At 61.7% G+C, this 14,942-nt stretch carries 14 protein-coding genes; 9 read left to right on the top strand and 5 right to left on the bottom strand.

Annotated features, from left to right (window positions below):
* Positions 1 to 171: 171 nt before the first annotated feature.
* The 3 genes from leuA to AB0N72_RS02965 all read left to right on the top strand — a co-directional run bounded on the left by leuA (position 172) and on the right by AB0N72_RS02965 (position 3,572).
* A complete protein-coding gene (gene leuA / locus AB0N72_RS02975; RefSeq protein ID WP_363931856.1) occupies positions 172 to 1,911 on the top strand; it encodes a 2-isopropylmalate synthase in 1,740 nt (579 codons plus the stop codon).
* Positions 1,912 to 1,995: 84 nt separating this feature from the next.
* Positions 1,996 to 2,748, top strand: a complete 753-nt coding sequence (gene recO / locus AB0N72_RS02970; RefSeq protein WP_363931858.1) for a DNA repair protein RecO — start codon at positions 1,996 to 1,998, stop codon at positions 2,746 to 2,748.
* A gap of 2 nt (positions 2,749 to 2,750) precedes the next feature.
* Positions 2,751 to 3,572, top strand: a complete 822-nt coding sequence (locus AB0N72_RS02965) for an isoprenyl transferase (protein ID WP_363931859.1) — start codon at positions 2,751 to 2,753, stop codon at positions 3,570 to 3,572.
* 15 nt (positions 3,573 to 3,587) lie between these two features.
* Here the strand turns inward: AB0N72_RS02965 and AB0N72_RS02960 are convergent, their stop codons facing one another.
* Genes AB0N72_RS02960 through AB0N72_RS02950 form a run of 3 tightly spaced genes read right to left on the bottom strand, consistent with a single transcriptional unit; the run spans position 3,588 to position 7,387 of the window.
* Positions 3,588 to 4,658, bottom strand: coding sequence for an alpha/beta hydrolase (locus tag AB0N72_RS02960; RefSeq protein ID WP_363931860.1), 1,071 nt, complete (start codon positions 4,656 to 4,658; stop codon positions 3,588 to 3,590).
* The gene (locus AB0N72_RS02955; protein ID WP_363931861.1) at positions 4,655 to 5,695 is read right to left on the bottom strand and encodes an alpha/beta hydrolase; all 1,041 of its coding nucleotides are present in this window, start codon (positions 5,693 to 5,695) and stop codon (positions 4,655 to 4,657) included. The genes AB0N72_RS02960 and AB0N72_RS02955 overlap by 4 nt, the downstream gene beginning before the upstream one ends.
* A gap of 9 nt (positions 5,696 to 5,704) precedes the next feature.
* Positions 5,705 to 7,387, bottom strand: coding sequence for an FAD-binding dehydrogenase (locus tag AB0N72_RS02950; RefSeq protein WP_363931863.1), 1,683 nt, complete (start codon positions 7,385 to 7,387; stop codon positions 5,705 to 5,707).
* A gap of 68 nt (positions 7,388 to 7,455) precedes the next feature.
* On the opposite strand from AB0N72_RS02950, the gene AB0N72_RS02945 reads away from it, so the two are divergent.
* Complete coding sequence (locus AB0N72_RS02945) at positions 7,456 to 8,535, top strand: quinone-dependent dihydroorotate dehydrogenase (RefSeq protein WP_363931865.1); 1,080 nt, start codon at positions 7,456 to 7,458, stop codon at positions 8,533 to 8,535.
* A 66-nt stretch (positions 8,536 to 8,601) separates the two neighbouring features.
* Here the strand turns inward: AB0N72_RS02945 and AB0N72_RS02940 are convergent, their stop codons facing one another.
* On the bottom strand, positions 8,602 to 9,195 hold the full coding sequence (locus tag AB0N72_RS02940; RefSeq protein WP_039241322.1) for a DUF3043 domain-containing protein: 594 nt from the start codon (positions 9,193 to 9,195) through the stop codon (positions 8,602 to 8,604).
* Between the two features lie 116 nt (positions 9,196 to 9,311).
* Here AB0N72_RS02940 and AB0N72_RS02935 point away from each other — a divergent pair, with 116 nt between their 5' ends.
* The 5 genes from AB0N72_RS02935 to AB0N72_RS02915 all read left to right on the top strand — a co-directional run bounded on the left by AB0N72_RS02935 (position 9,312) and on the right by AB0N72_RS02915 (position 14,478).
* Positions 9,312 to 10,745 carry a dipeptidase gene (locus tag AB0N72_RS02935; protein ID WP_363931866.1) on the top strand — a complete coding sequence of 478 codons (1,434 nt, stop codon included), beginning with the start codon at positions 9,312 to 9,314 and terminating at the stop codon, positions 10,743 to 10,745.
* A gap of 160 nt (positions 10,746 to 10,905) precedes the next feature.
* On the top strand, positions 10,906 to 11,295 hold the full coding sequence (locus tag AB0N72_RS02930; protein ID WP_144658885.1) for an iron-sulfur cluster assembly accessory protein: 390 nt from the start codon (positions 10,906 to 10,908) through the stop codon (positions 11,293 to 11,295).
* A 183-nt stretch (positions 11,296 to 11,478) separates the two neighbouring features.
* Positions 11,479 to 12,348 carry a cytochrome c oxidase subunit II gene (gene coxB / locus AB0N72_RS02925; protein ID WP_363931868.1) on the top strand — a complete coding sequence of 290 codons (870 nt, stop codon included), beginning with the start codon at positions 11,479 to 11,481 and terminating at the stop codon, positions 12,346 to 12,348.
* Between the two features lie 10 nt (positions 12,349 to 12,358).
* Entirely contained in the window at positions 12,359 to 14,080 is a 1,722-nt protein-coding gene (gene ctaD / locus AB0N72_RS02920; RefSeq protein WP_018777684.1) for a cytochrome c oxidase subunit I, read from the top strand.
* Entirely contained in the window at positions 14,077 to 14,478 is a 402-nt protein-coding gene (locus tag AB0N72_RS02915) for a cytochrome c oxidase subunit 4 (RefSeq protein WP_363931870.1), read from the top strand. Before ctaD ends, AB0N72_RS02915 begins: the two co-directional genes overlap by 4 nt.
* Before the next feature lie 144 nt (positions 14,479 to 14,622).
* Here AB0N72_RS02915 and AB0N72_RS02910 read toward each other — a convergent pair whose 3' ends face one another.
* Positions 14,623 to 14,916, bottom strand: coding sequence for an HPr family phosphocarrier protein (locus tag AB0N72_RS02910; protein ID WP_363931871.1), 294 nt, complete (start codon positions 14,914 to 14,916; stop codon positions 14,623 to 14,625).
* Between the last annotated feature and the right edge of the window lie 26 nt (positions 14,917 to 14,942).

Raw genomic sequence — 14,942 nt, 5'->3', positions numbered from 1 at the left:
GCACTGTCATCATACGCATCGTGTTACTGTAATTTTGTGCGTGCGGAAATGCTTCTTCTTAGCTGCCGCGGCGAGGCCTGAAAGCTATCTGACGCTGGGCCATCCTCGCCGCGGAGTTCCGTAGTGTCCGGCTAAGCTTTCATTTAGTTCTTAGAGAAAAGGCCACACGTCATGCGTAATGCACAAAAGCCCTCCGGTATGCCCGTCCACCGCTATTTGCCGTTCCAGGACCAAATCACTGTGAACGTCCCCGACCGCACGTGGCCGGACAAGGTCATTACCAAAGCTCCCCGTTGGTGTGCTGTTGACCTGCGGGACGGCAACCAGGCGCTGATCGATCCCATGAGCCCGGCGCGCAAGCTGAAGATGTTTCAATTGCTGGTCAAGATGGGCTACAAGGAAATCGAAGTCGGCTTCCCCTCGGCATCTCAGACGGACTTCGACTTCGTTCGCCAACTCATCGAGGGCGGCCACATTCCCGACGACGTCACCATCCAGGTCCTGACCCAGGCGCGGGAACACCTGATCGAGCGGACCTATGAGTCATTGGTGGGGGCAAAGCAGGCGATCGTCCACCTCTACAACTCCACGTCGGTGTTGCAGCGGCGTGTGGTATTCAACCAGGACGAGGACGGCATTCTGGATATCGCCCTGCAGGGTGCGCGCCTCTGCAAAAAGTACGAAGAAACGTTGACCGACACTCACATCACGTACGAGTACTCACCGGAATCCTTCACAGGGACCGAGCTGGAGTATGCAGCCCGCGTGTGCAACGCCATTGCCGACGTCTTTGAGGCCTCAGCCGACAAGCAAGTCATCATCAACCTGCCTGCCACGGTGGAAATGGCTACTCCGAACGTCTATGCAGACTCGATCGAGTGGATGCACCGCAATCTGCACCCCCGCGAAGGAATCATTATCTCTTTGCACCCGCACAATGACCGCGGTACTGGAGTGGCAGCAGCCGAACTCGGCTACCTGGCCGGCGCGGACCGCATTGAAGGATGCCTCTTCGGCAACGGTGAGCGCACTGGCAACGTGGACTTGGTGACGCTGGGACTGAACATGTTTGTTCAGGGCGTGGACCCCATGATTGATTTCTCCGACATTGATGAAATCCGCCGCACGGTGGAGTACTGCAACCAGCTGCCGGTTCCCGAGCGCTCTCCCTACGGTGGTGACCTGGTCTTTACTGCCTTCTCGGGATCGCACCAGGACGCCATCAAGAAGGGTTTCGAAGCGCTGGAGAAGGACGCAGCTGCCGCCGGAAAGTCTGTGGACGACTTCACCTGGCAGGTACCCTACCTGCCGATCGATCCCAAGGACCTGGGGCGCAGCTACGAGGCTGTTATTCGCGTCAACTCCCAGTCGGGCAAGGGCGGCGTTGCCTACTTGCTGAAGAATGAGCACAACCTGGACCTGCCGCGGCGTGCCCAGATCGAATTTTCCGGAGTTATCCAGCGGCGAACGGACGCCGTGGGTGGCGAAGTCAGCGGTGCCCAGTTGTGGCAGATCTTCCAGGACGAGTACCTGCCTTCGGACGAAGAGCAGGCGCAGTGGGGCCGTTACACACTGGGAAGCGTGAGCACCGAAACCGATGAAGCCGGTGCCATGACCATGAATGCGAACCTGCGGATCGACGGCGCCGAGGTTCGACGCACGGGACACGGCAACGGCCCCATCGCCGCCCTGTTGGACATCCTGCGCCAGGACGGCGTTGACGTCCGGGTCCTCGACTACAGCGAGCACGCCTTGTCCGAGGGAGGCAGCGCCAGCGCTGCTGCATACGTTGAATGCGCCGTTGGAGAGCGCGTCCTGTGGGGAGTCGGGATTGACCCCAGCACCACGACGTCGTCACTGAAGGCGCTGATCTCGGCAGTAAACCGGGCAGTCCGGGACGCCCAGGCCTAGGCGCCAACCGTGTGGTGACAGGAAACTCTGTCACCACACGGTCCGGCATCCGTTCCGGGTCCGGGCATAGTGCGAAGATTAGATGTGGCCAATCCATCGTTTGCAGCCCGGTCCTATCGGGACGATGCCGTGGTTCTCCGTACCCACAAGCTGGGCGAGGCGGATCGCATTATTACCTTGCTGACCAAACATCATGGCCAGGTACGTGCCGTGGCCAAGGGCGTCAGAAGGACCAGCAGCCGCTTCGGAGCCAGGCTTGAGCCCTTCATGGTGGCCGACCTGCAGCTGGTGTCGGGCCGGACATTGGACATCGTCACCCAAGCCGTCGCCAAAGGCGCCTACGGAAGCAGCATCGCCGCCGACTATGGCAGGTTCACCGTGGCTGCAGCCATGACGGAGACGGCCGAGAAACTCACCGATGCCGATAGCGAATCCGGTACGGCCCAGTACAACCTGCTGGTTGGCGCGTTGGCAGCTTTGAGCCGTTCAGACCATCCCCCGGAGCTGATCCTGGACTCATATCTGCTTCGTGCGTTGGCCACGGGAGGCTGGGCGCCCAGTTTTACCGCCTGTGCCCGATGTGGCCGTCCGGGTCCCCACACCGCATTTGCTGCCCCGGTGGGAGGAATGGTGTGCGGGGACTGCAGGCCACCTGGTTCGCCTGCACCTGCCCCGGAAACAGTTGTGCTTCTTGGCGCGTTGTTGACGGGCAATTGGGGAATCGCGGATGCTTCCGACCCCCGGCATCGCAGGGAAGCTGCCGGATTGGTGGCGAGCTATTTGCAATGGCATTTGGAACGGGCCTTGAAATCACTCAAACACGTGGAGCGAAGCTGATAGTGGCACTTGGTAAGAAGAGCAAGATGGCAGCAAGAACTTCGCCGGTAGTGGCGCCCTACTCGCATCCGTCCGGAGCGGTCCCGCCAAGTATCCCCAGTGAGCTGATCCCACAGCACGTGGCCATCGTCATGGACGGCAATGGCCGGTGGGCGAACCAGCGTGGCTTGCCCCGGATTGAGGGCCATAAGGCTGGTGAGCCGGCGCTGTTGGATGTGATGGCAGGGGCCATTGAATTGGGCATCAAGTACGTCAGCGTCTATGCGTTTTCAACAGAGAACTGGCGCCGTTCACCTGAAGAAGTGCGCTTCCTCATGGGATTTAACAAGGATGTGCTGCGAAGGCAACGTAACCAGCTTGATGAATGGGGTGTGCGCATCCGCTGGGCCGGCAGGCGACCCCGTCTCTGGGGCTCGGTCATCAAGGAGCTGGAAGAGGCGGAGGAGTACACCCGCGCCAATAACACCTGCCACTTGACCATGTGTGTTAATTACGGCGGCCGGGCCGAGATTGCCGATGCCGTGTCCGCCATTGCGGAGGATGTTGCGGCGGGGCGGCTGAAGCCAGGCTCTGTCTCCGAGAAGACCATTCAGAAATACCTGGATGAGCCAGACCTTCCGGATGTCGACCTCTTCCTTCGCAGCTCCGGTGAGCAGCGGCTGTCCAACTTCCTGCTGTGGCAATCCGCGTACGCAGAATTCGTCTTCATGGATACCCTGTGGCCCGACGTCGACAGGCGGACCCTATGGGACGCCGTCGAAATCTACGCCAAGCGCGACAGGCGCTACGGCGGTGCCGTGGACGCCGCCCCTGCAGGTAAATAGCGCGCATGTGCTAAATCAGTAGGGATAGGCGGCCAGCCACACCGCGACGTCTCGATAGGCCTGCTGGCGGACCGTGCGGCGTGAGAGAAAAACATCGTGGAGGGCGCCGGGGTACCGGAACACGGCTGTTCGCCGGGCCAGTCCCAGTGCGCGCCGCGAAGTTTCTTCGACGTCGATGACGGCATCGGCGCGCATGAGGTCCGCCGTCCATTCGGCTTGGATCCTGGTTCGGCCTGAAAGAAGCACAAGCACAGGGGCGTCGATGTTCAACTTGCGTTCAACTGCTGCATGTCCGGCCAGCACTGCCTTGGTCCACCCCGCCCGGATGGGGAAGGAAGCCCGCGGACGCCAGACCGGATCCAACATCCATTCCCCGTGGGCCTCGTTGCTGACGCTCTCCCAGTAGGCCGGCATTTCGGGGAAACGGAACGGCCGCTTCGGGTCGGTCCGGGCGAAGGGCTCCACCAGGTGCATGGCGATGCTGCGGACCAAACTGCTGCCCTGCAGTTCCAACCAGGGCGAATTGAGGACCAAGGTGCCTACCTTGCCGGGATTGCGGTTTGCCCAGAGCGCTGCGATGAGTCCCCCAAGGGAGTGGGCAATGACGTGGATCGTGGGTGGAACGCGGTTTGCTGTCCGCGAGGCTACATCGAGTTCGATTTCCCTGAGGGCCGCGGAGAGGTCTTCGTCGTAGACACTGAGGTCGGAGGTGTAGCCCGGTGTTTGCCCGGGGAGCAGGCTTCTGCCGAATTTGCGCAAGTCCAACGCGTAGAACAAAAATCCTGATGCCGTGAGATATTCGGCCAGCTCGGTCTGGAGGAAGTAGTCCGCCCAGCCATGCAGATAGAGCACCACCCTGGGCGCGCCCCCTGGTTGGTGCGCAGGGCGGCGCTTTCGCTTGGCGAAGGTGGTCAGGAAATCGAGGATGCCGTGGGGGACTGTGTCCTCAGGTGGTGGGGCGTGCCTGATGAGGGTGGCTTTCACCCGCCCCTCTTCGTCGTCTTTCAACGGCAGGTCCATGCATTCGTAATTGTGGCCCAGGACATCCGGCCTCCATTGTGGTGCGGGTTTCCCTGTGTCTGTCATATATCCCCCTCGTGTTGCTGCCCCGGCGCGTTGTTTCCCGGAGTGCCGTAGCGCATGTAACCCCTGATCCAACGTTCGAGCCTTGCGTAGGCGTCCTGCCGCACGGAAGGTGCCGAAAGGAAAACGTCATGCAGGCCGCCGTCAATCCGTTCCAGCGTGACAGTGCGCCCCAGCGCCATTGCCCTGAGGGCGATGACGCCAACATCCAGGACGGCATCGGAGCGCCGCATCGATTCCTGCCAGACCATGCCATTGGCGCTTGCGGCTGAGGTAAGGACCAGGACAGGGATCTCCAGGTTCAACCCACGGGATACCTGCGAGTGTCCTGCGAACACGGCGCTCAGCCATCCGGCCCGCACCGGGAAGGCGAACGGCGGCCGGAATTTTTCATCCAGGACCCATTCTCCCTCGGCACTGCTGCTGATGCTGCGGAAGTAGAAACCCCTTTCCGGAAGTCTTAGCACTGTCTCCGGACGAAGCTTGGCGATCGGCGCCACCAGGACTTGGGCGGCCCGACGAACCAGTGAACTTCCGTGCATTTCCAGCCAGGGGCTGTCCAGAACAAGGGATCCGATTGTGCCCGGGTGGCGGCTGGCCCAGAGAGCGGCAACCAAACCGCCTGTCGAATGCCCCATGAGCGTGAGGCTGCCCGGGGGAGACCCGGCCCGGTCTTGATGGATGAGGTCCACGGCTCCGTTGATTTCAGCGTCGTAGTAGCTCAGGTCGGCCACATAACCACCGGGATTGTTCCTCTGCAGGCTTCGTCCGTGGTTATGCATGTCCAAGGCATAGAAGTCGTAGCCCTGGCCGGCCCAGAACCTGGCAAGTTCCGTATTGAAAAAGTAGTCGCTCCAACCGTGGAGGAAAAGTACGGCTCCGTACGTCGCTGCTTCCTTCTGCGGACCGGCCTCAGGCCGTGCAGCCTGGTCAGTTCGATGCCGGATCAGTGTGGCGTGGCGGACCACGTCGTCGGGCCCTGTCGCCTCAAAGCCGCAGGATTGAAAGTCCTTTCCCAGGATGTCAGGGGTCCACTCCATGGCTTTAGCTTAGACACTGGCGGCGGCATGCCTGCCTGCGGCCCGGCCCGAGAAGAGGCAGCCGCCCAGGAACGTTCCTTCCAGGGCACGGTAGCCGTGGATACCTCCTCCGCCGAATCCCGCAGCTTCACCGGCAGCGTAGAGTCCGGGGACTGGCTGGCCGTCGCCACCCAGCACCCTGGAGCTGAGATCCGTTTGAAGCCCGCCGAGGCTCTTCCTCGTCAAGACGGAGAGGCGGATGGCAATCAATGGCCCATGGGACGGGTCGGTCAGGCGGCGCGGCGGCGCTACCCGCATCAGTTTGTCGGTGGCAAACCGCCGTGCTGCCCGGATGGCGGCAAGTTGGGGGTCTTTTCCCAAGCCGCTGGACACTTGTTGGTCCCGTGCGTGGACCAATGCCTCCAAGGCCGTCGCATCGATCAACTGGTTCCGGGCAAGGTGGTTCATCCCGGCAGCGAGTTCCCGAACGGAGGTGGCCTGGATGAAGTCCTCGCCCCGGTCCAGGAAACGCTGGATGGGGGAGTCGCTCCCCGGGCGCAGGCGTGAAGCCAGGAGCCGGACATCCTTGCCGGTGAGGTCCGGGTTTTGTTCAGAACCGGAGAGGGCAAGTTCCTTGAGCGCTATGGTCCTGTTCAGGACGAACCACGAGTATCCGTGCTTTGTTGCGAGGATGTGGCGCAGGGCTCCAAGGGAATCGAACCCGGGGAACAGCGGGGCAGGCAACGGGGTGCCCGCGGCATCGAGCCACAAGGATGAGGGGCCCGGCAAGATCCGGATGCCGTGCTTGGGCCACACTGGCTCGTAATTGTGGATCCCCTCGGGGTAGTGCCACATTCGGTCGCCGTTAATCAATGATCCGCCTGCGGATTCCACGACGGGAAGAAATTCGCCGTCCACCGATGCCGGCACGCCACTGAGCATCTCCTCGGGCGCGTTCCCGCCAGGCCATTGCCTGCGGACGAGCCCGTGGTTGCCTCCGATGCCGCCGGTAGTCACCACGACTGCTCCAGCTTTGACCTCGAATCCGCCGACGACGAGCCGTGAGGATGCCTGGCCCCGCACCGCCGTCGACGGTTCCAGGACCTGGCCGGCCACCCCGGTGACCTGGCCCGCCGTCGTCGTCAATGATCCGGCCTTGTGCCTGAAGCACATCCGCACCCTACCGGCGGCGACTCCCTCCTGCACCTTGGCAAGGAACGGTTCCACGAGTGCCGGACCCGTTCCCCAGGTGACGTGAAAGCGGGGCACTGTGTTGCCGTGCCCCTGGGGCCCATACCCTCCCCGCTCCGCCCACTGAACAAGAGGGAAAATGCCAACGCCGAGTTTTTTGAGCCAACTCCTTTTCTCACCGGCCGCGAATTGGACATAGGCCTCGGCCCAGGCCCGCGCATGTACGTCGGCGGGTCGGTCGAAAGCAGCCGAAGCGAGCCAGTCGGACAGGGCCAGCTCAGCAGTGTCCTTTACCCCAAGCCTGCGTTGCTCCGGCGTGTCGACCATGAACAGGCCACCGAAAGACCAGTGTGCCTGACCTCCCACGGATGCTTCGGGCTCCTGGTCGAGGACAACAACGCTCTTGCCGGCGGCGTACGCGGTTGCTGCCGCCACGAGCCCGGACAGGCCAGCGCCAATGACGGCGACGTCGGCGGCAATGGGCTGATATCCATGATGTGCGTCACTATCGTCCAGCGGCATGCGTACATGCTAGCGGCTTCGGTGGTCACGGGTTTGGTGAGTTGTCCCGTAACGGCAAAACTAGGAGCATGCGTGTTTACCCCACATTCTTCAAGTTGGCCTTCTCCTGGATGGATGCCGAGAAAGCCCACAAGATCGGTTTCCAGGCGATCAGGGTGGCGCACCGTTCAGGTGCGGGCCGGATCCTCGCCAGGTTGACTGCCCCCGATGCCTCCTTGAGGACGGAGGCCTTTGGCCTCACATTTCCGTCACCCTTCGGTTTGGCGGCCGGGTTTGATAAGGAAGGCCACGGGATAGAGGCCCTCGCAGACCTCGGCTTTGGCCATGTCGAAGTTGGTACCATCACGGGCCAGGCCCAGCCCGGCAATGACAAGCCCCGCCTGTTCCGCCTGGTCGAGGACCGCGCCGTCGTCAACCGCATGGGATTCAATAACGACGGCGCTGCGGCGGTTGCGCCGCGGCTCAAGTCTGCACGGGCTGCTTTGCAAAGGCTGTATCCGGACACCAGGCCGATTATCGGGGTCAACATCGGCAAGACCAAGGCTGTTGAGCTGAACGATGCCACTGGGGACTACCTGGTGAGTGCACGCAGCCTTGCTCCAGCGGCCGACTATCTGGTGGTAAATGTCAGTTCGCCGAACACGCCCGGCCTCCGTTTGCTGCAGAACGTTGAAACACTGCGTCCGTTGTTGAGGGCGGTTGGCGACGCTGCGGATGAGGCCGCGGGACGGCACGTTCCACTGCTGGTCAAAATTGCTCCTGACCTGACCGATGAAGACGTCGACGACGTCGCCCGGCTGGCGCTGGACCTGAAGCTTGACGGAATCATCGCCACGAACACAACGATTTCCAGGAGTGGGCTCATCTCAGACGCCGCCAAGGTCGAGGCCCTCGGGGCGGGTGGTTTGTCCGGGGCTCCGCTGAAGCAGCGCTCCCTGGAGGTCCTGCGCCGGCTCAAGGAAGCCGTAGGGGACCAGCTGGTGCTCATTGCGGTTGGCGGCGTGGAAACACCCCGCGACGTGCAGGACCGCCTGGACGCCGGTGCAACCCTGGTACAGGGATACACGGCGTTCCTGTACGAGGGGCCGTTTTGGGCATCCCGTATCAACAAGGGCTTGGTGAAACTCCGCCGGCAGGCATCGAGGTAGAGCAGCGTGAAAGCAGAAGACCCCGGACCAAATGGTCCGGGGTCTTCTCGTACGTAGTGGCGGCGACTAGGCCGGGTATTGGCCGCGCTTCACCTGGGGCTTGGGCAGGCGAAGCTTGCGGAATTGGAGCGCCCGCATGCAGCCATACCAAACGGATCCGCGCTCGACCTCGCCGAATTTCGCGGTCAACTGCTTACGAAGCTTGCGCGAGAGAATGAAGACGTCCACGAAGACCGCAAGGAACATGATCCAGAAGCCTACAAGGACGTAGCTGATGCCCGCGCTGGTGGGCGGAATGATCAGGGAGATCACTACAAACAGCAATGCGCCGAACATGAGGTATTCGCCAAGGCTGAAACGGGCGTCCACGTAGTCACGCACATACCGCTTCTGGGGGCCCTTGTCCCGGAGGGGAAGGAACTTCTCATCACCGGTATCCAAGGCCTGCCGCATTTTTTGGCGCTGGTCCTGGATGGCTACCCTTTCCGCCGCCTTGGAAGCCTTGCGGTCGGTGGGCACCAGGGGGCGCTTCCGGGCTGCTTCCTGGGCTTTCCGCTTGGGCGTAGGGGTGCCCTTGCCGGCACCCGGTCCCGGGGCGGTGGCGTAGGCCTGGTCTACTACTGACTGAGCGCTGGGCTCTTCCTTTTTACGTCCGAACACCCATACAGAATACCCCTCGGCGAGGTGGCGCACGTTACGTCGTCTCCTGTGACGCCCTTGGTCTGCAGGGCCCGGCGTGCAGGGATGGCAGATTACCCGGAGGTAAAGTGTGGGCCATGACTTCAGCTCACGCGGACAACCCGCAGAACACGCAAAAGTACTCCGGCGACATCCCGGTCGAGGCACTCACCACGGCGGTCAACGAGTCCTTCAACTCCACCATGGATTCGCTGAGGAGTCTTGTCTCCATACCCGGCATTGCATGGCCCAGTTTCGATCCCAGCGAACTCGATCGGAGCGCCGAGGCCGTATCTTCCCTGGTTCAGGCCACCGGAATGACGGACGTCCGCGTCCTGAGGTGCAACAAAGCCGACGGGACCCCCGGTGGTCCTGCCGTCGTCGCCCGCCGTCCAGCAGCAGAGGGCAAACCGACCATCCTCTTGTACGCCCACCACGACGTGCAGCCGCCGGGGGACCGGGGCCTGTGGACGTCCGAACCGTTTGTGGCGGAAGAGCGTGATGGTCGCCTGTACGGCCGCGGGGCTGCAGATGACAAAGCGGGAATCATGGCGCACTTGGCCGCCTACAGTGCTGTCAGCCAGGTCCTTGGCGACGCGTTCGGCCTTGGCGTGACCTTCTTTTTCGAAGGCGAGGAAGAAGCCGGTTCGCCTACCTTCCGCACGTTCCTTGAGGAGCACCAGGAGCTTTTGAGGTCGGATGTGATCGTCGTTGCCGACTCAAGCAACTGGAAGGTGGGGGTACCGGCCCTGACAACCAGCCTGCGTGGCCTGGTGGATGGAACGTTCGAAGTCCGTGTTCTGGAACATGCCGTGCATTCCGGGATGTTCGGCGGCCCGGTCCTTGACGCTCCCACCCTTCTGTCACGGTTGATAGCAACACTGCATGACGACGACGGCAACGTGGCAGTCGCCGGACTGGTGGGACGGGACAATGTGGAGGTCGACCTCACCGAGGAGGACTACCGCGCCGATGCTTCAGTGCTCGACGGCGTGCGGCTCGCCGGGAGCGGAACCATTGGTTCGCGCCTGTGGACCAAGCCGGCACTGTCCATCATCGGCATGGACGTCCCGGCCGTCGATGTCGCCTCCAACACGCTGATCCCGTCAGCCCGGGCGAAGTTCAGCATGCGCCTGGCCCCTGGCCAGGATCCGGAGGCTGCGATGGACGCCCTGAAAAAGCATGTCGAATCGAAGGCGCCGTTCGGGGCAAAGGTGACATTCACTCCGGGGGAGCAGGGGAATGCGTTCTCTACCGATACTTCATCTTCCGCGGCACGGGTCGCCTTGTGGGCCCTGGAGGAGTCATGGGGCGTGAAGCCGGTGGAAATGGGAATCGGTGGATCCATCCCGTTCATTGCCGACCTCCTCGAAATGTATCCGGACGTGCAGATCCTGGTGACCGGCGTGGAGGATCCCGATTCCCGGGCACACAGCGCAAACGAATCCCTCCACATCGGCGACTTCCGTCACGCCGTGCTGGCTGAAGCGTTGATGCTTGCCAGGCTGAACGCCGTTGGCCTGGAGGCGTAGTGCCGGCGTTCCGGGAACAACGAAATGCTGTCAGTGGTTACGTCAGGAGTTATAGCTAAGCGTCTGCGCGACGTAGCATTAGCTATAACCCGTATGTAATTGGGTAAGGGCAGGCAGCGTTCCGGCGCCGCCGCCAGAAGCTTCATAAGAAGGTAGGCCAATGAGCACTGCAACCAACGAAAACAGCACCGGAACACAGGTCGTCGCCAATGACGAACTGCCCACGCACGAGGTCAACCTGACCGACGTCGCAGCAGGCAAGGTCCGCAGCCTCCTCGAACAGGAAGGGCGCACCGATCTTCGGCTGCGCGTTGCAGTCCAGCCTGGCGGATGCTCCGGCTTGATCTACCAGCTCTACTTCGACGAGCGGATGCTCGACGGAGACGCTGTGCGGGACTACGACGGTGTCGAGGTCATCGTGGACAAGATGAGTGTCCCCTACCTCAGCGGTGCAAGCATCGACTTTGAGGACACCATTTCGAAGCAGGGCTTCACCATTGACAACCCCAACGCCGGTGGCTCCTGCGCCTGCGGTGACTCGTTCCACTGAGCTGAGCTTTCGCCGCATGTCGGCGCCCCTCCGGACCGCTTCCAAAGCGATCGGAGCCACGGCGCTGACATGTGCGCGAAAACCGCCTGATAGCGGTAAGCTCTACATCGGGTAGTAAAACTTTTAGTGTGCCCGGTGGGCCTTCGGCCTGCCGGGAGACAGCAACAAGAGGAAGGGCCGTCTGTGAGTTCGCAGAACCGAACCGGCAGCCGACGCATAAAGATCACCTCGATCACTGGCTTGGCACTCGCCGGCGCGTTGGTTTTGACCGGATGTTCACCAGAGGTAGAGAAGGGTTGGCTGCCTACAGAGCGCGGCACGACCAACCACACTGACCGGATCATGGACCTCTGGGTCAACTCATGGATCGCCGCCTTGGCAGTCGGTATCATCACGTGGGGCCTCCTGGTCTGGTGCATCATTGCTTATCGTCGCCGCAAGGGCACCACGGGGTTCCCCAAGCAGCTCAGCTACAACCTGCCGCTCGAGGTCTTCTACTTGACCATCCCGCTGTTCATGGTGCTGGTGTTCTTCTACTTCACCGACCAGGACCAGCGTGCGATCGACGATCGGTCGCAGCCGGCGGATGTTGTTGTTGACGTTCGTGGCAAGCAGTGGGCGTGGGACTTCAACTACAAGCAGGGCCAGGTCATTACCGAGGACCTCCACGAGGCCGGCGTTCAGGCTCACCTGACCGGCAACGAGGTTGACAAGGAATTGCTCCCCACCCTGTACTTGCCCGTCGGCAAGTCCGTGGACCTGGAGCTCAACTCCCGCGACGTCATCCACTCTTTCTGGGTTCCTGCCTTCCTGCAGAAGCGCGACATGATTCCCGGCAAGACGAACTACATCAGGTTCACCCCCACGAAGGAGGGCACCTTCGATGGAAAGTGCGCTGAACTCTGCGGTGAATACCACTCCGAAATGCTCTTCCGCGTCAAGGTTGTCTCCGAGTCTGAATTCAAGGCCCACATGGACAAGCTCCGCCAGGATGGCAACACGGGCCTGCTCGGTGCGGAATACGACCGCAATCCGAACCTGAACGAAAAGTAAGGGGAGCGACGTGGCTACTTACACTCAATCCGCCGGGACCCTTGAGGCTCCCGTAGTTCCTAAATCCAAGGGACGCATTGTCGTCAACTGGATTACCTCCACGGACCACAAGACCATCGGGTACATGTACCTCATTGCGTCGTTCGTGTTCTTCTGCCTCGGTGGCGTCATGGCGCTGTTGATCCGTGCAGAACTGTTCGAGCCCGGTATGCAGATCCTGCAGACCAAAGAGCAGTACAACCAGATGTTCACGATGCACGGCACCGTGATGCTCCTGATGTTCGCAACGCCCTTGTTCGCTGGCTTCGCCAATGTGATCATGCCCTTGCAGATCGGTGCTCCGGACGTTGCCTTCCCGCGTTTGAACGCCCTGGCTTTCTGGTTCTTCCTCTTCGGTTCCACCATTGCCGTCTCTGGCTTTATCACCCCCCAGGGTGCAGCAAGCTTTGGCTGGTTCGCTTACGCGCCGTTGTCGAACACGACCTTCAGCCCTGGCGTCGGTGGAGACCTATGGGTCTTTGGATTGGCGCTCTCCGGTTTCGGAACCATCCTTGGTGCCGTCAACTTCATCACCACCATCATCTGCATGCGCGCCCCGGGCATGACCATGTGGCGTATGCCGATCTTCACCTGGAACACCCTGGTGACGGCAATCCTGGTCCTCATGGCCTTCCCGCCGCTGGCTGCAGCTCTCTTCGCCCTCGGCGCTGACCGCCGGTTCGGTGCCCACATCTTCGATCCCGAAAACGGCGGCGCAGTCCTCTGGCAGCACCTCTTCTGGTTCTTCGGCCACCCCGAGGTGTACATCATCGCCCTGCCGTTCTTCGGCATCGTGTCGGAGATCTTCCCGGTCTTCAGCCGCAAGCCGATCTTCGGCTACAAGGGCCTTGTCTACGCAACCATCGCCATTGCAGCACTCTCTGTTACGGTGTGGGCCCACCACATGTACGTGACCGGATCGGTCCTCCTGCCGTTCTTCGCGTTCATGACCATGCTGATCGCTGTACCGACGGGCGTGAAGTTCTTCAACTGGATCGGCACGCTCTGGCAGGGATCCATCACCTTTGAAACGCCCATGCTTTGGAGCATCGGCTTCCTGGTGACCTTCCTCTTCGGTGGCCTCACGGGCATCATCCTGGCATCGCCGCCTCTGGACTTCCACGTCTCCGACTCCTACTTCGTGGTTGCCCACTTCCACTACGTGGTGTTCGGTACCGTCGTGTTCGCCATGTTCGCAGGGTTCTACTTCTGGTGGCCCAAGTGGACAGGCAAGATGCTCAACGAGCGCCTTGGAAAGATCCACTTCTGGCTGCTGTTCCTCGGCTTCCACGGCACGTTCCTGATCCAGCACTGGTTGGGTGTCGAGGGCATGCCGCGCCGTTACGCCGACTACATGCCGCAGGACAACTTCACGTGGATGAACCAGTTCTCCACCATCTCTTCCTTCGTCCTGGGTGCATCACTGCTGCCGTTCTTCTGGAACGTCTACATCACGTGGCGCAGCAACAAGAAGGTAGAAGTGGACGACCCGTGGGGCTTCGGTGCTTCGCTGGAGTGGGCAACTTCCTGCCCGCCGCCGCGCCACAACTTCACTTCCTTGCCCCGTATTCGCTCCGAGCGCCCGGCCCTGGATCTCCACCACCCGGAGTTGGCCCAGGTGCACACCGCCGAGGCTCCGTCACCCGCAGCAGCAGTTTTGGGTAACGCCGACCAAAGGGATGTCAGCAAATGAAAATTGAATCGTGGCTCTTCGGAGCTGGAGTCTTCTTCTTCGTACCCGTAGCTATTGCCTATGGCTTTCTGACCCAATGGTCTGAGTGGGTCGGTGTCCTTGGAATTCTGCTGGTCGGCGGACTCGCAGGAATGATCGGCGCGTACCTTGGCTTCACGGGCAAGCGCATCGGCATGCGTCCTGAGGACCGTCCTGACGCCGAGATCCACGAAGGCGCAGGGGAGCAGGGACACTTCAGCCCTTGGAGCTGGTGGCCCCTCGTTCTTGGTCTGTCTTGTGCAGGCGGATTCCTCGGCTTGGCCGTTGGTTTCTGGGTGACATACGTGGCCGGTGGCCTGGCGATTGTTGCCTTGATCGGCTGGGTCTTCGAATACAGCCGAGGCGACCACGCCCACTAGCAGTTCCTGGACAGTAAAAGGGTGGGCCCTACCGAAAGGTAGGGCCCACCCTTTTTTGTATGTTGCAACGCGAAGGCCGCTGATTGGGAAGTGACGGCTGGCCCGGAGGCCGGATGGCCGGGTGTGCGGCTCGGTGTAAGGCCGTCAGCGGGCTTCCGGGGCCTCCAGAACGGACGATAAGGCAGCCAGGGCATTCCTGGCCCCCGCCAGCGTCTGCGAGTCCGTGAGCGTCTCAGGCGCGACCTCCAGGAGTACTTCGCACCCATGCCCGAAATCCTCAGTCATAACTTCCAAGAGGGATCGGGCATCAACGGGGCGTCCCCCCGCCTTCCGGATGGTGACGGGCAACCCTGTCTCGGTGACCGCGCGGACAAACACTGCCGCCGCCCGGGCATGAAGGCCGATCTCGGCGGCAACTAACGCTTTCTGCTGCGGCAAGCGAGCTCCTTTGCTACGGCGATTTC

Origin of the sequence: Paenarthrobacter sp. NPDC089307 (assembly GCF_040685055.1) — a bacterium.
Lineage (GTDB): Bacteria > Actinomycetota > Actinomycetes > Actinomycetales > Micrococcaceae > Arthrobacter.
This window is presented reverse-complemented; position numbering and strand designations above follow the sequence as displayed.

Coding starts and splice junctions, on each gene's coding strand:
- leuA (WP_363931856.1), top strand. CDS start 172: ATGCGTAATGCACAAAAGCCCTCCGGTATGCCCGTCCACCGCTATTTG.
- AB0N72_RS02960 (WP_363931860.1), bottom strand. CDS start 4,658: ATGACAGACACAGGGAAACCCGCACCACAATGGAGGCCGGATGTCCTG.
- AB0N72_RS02955 (WP_363931861.1), bottom strand. CDS start 5,695: ATGGAGTGGACCCCTGACATCCTGGGAAAGGACTTTCAATCCTGCGGC.
- AB0N72_RS02950 (WP_363931863.1), bottom strand. CDS start 7,387: ATGCCGCTGGACGATAGTGACGCACATCATGGATATCAGCCCATTGCC.
- AB0N72_RS02945 (WP_363931865.1), top strand. CDS start 7,456: ATGCGTGTTTACCCCACATTCTTCAAGTTGGCCTTCTCCTGGATGGAT.
- AB0N72_RS02935 (WP_363931866.1), top strand. CDS start 9,312: ATGACTTCAGCTCACGCGGACAACCCGCAGAACACGCAAAAGTACTCC.
- AB0N72_RS02930 (WP_144658885.1), top strand. CDS start 10,906: ATGAGCACTGCAACCAACGAAAACAGCACCGGAACACAGGTCGTCGCC.
- AB0N72_RS02915 (WP_363931870.1), top strand. CDS start 14,077: ATGAAAATTGAATCGTGGCTCTTCGGAGCTGGAGTCTTCTTCTTCGTA.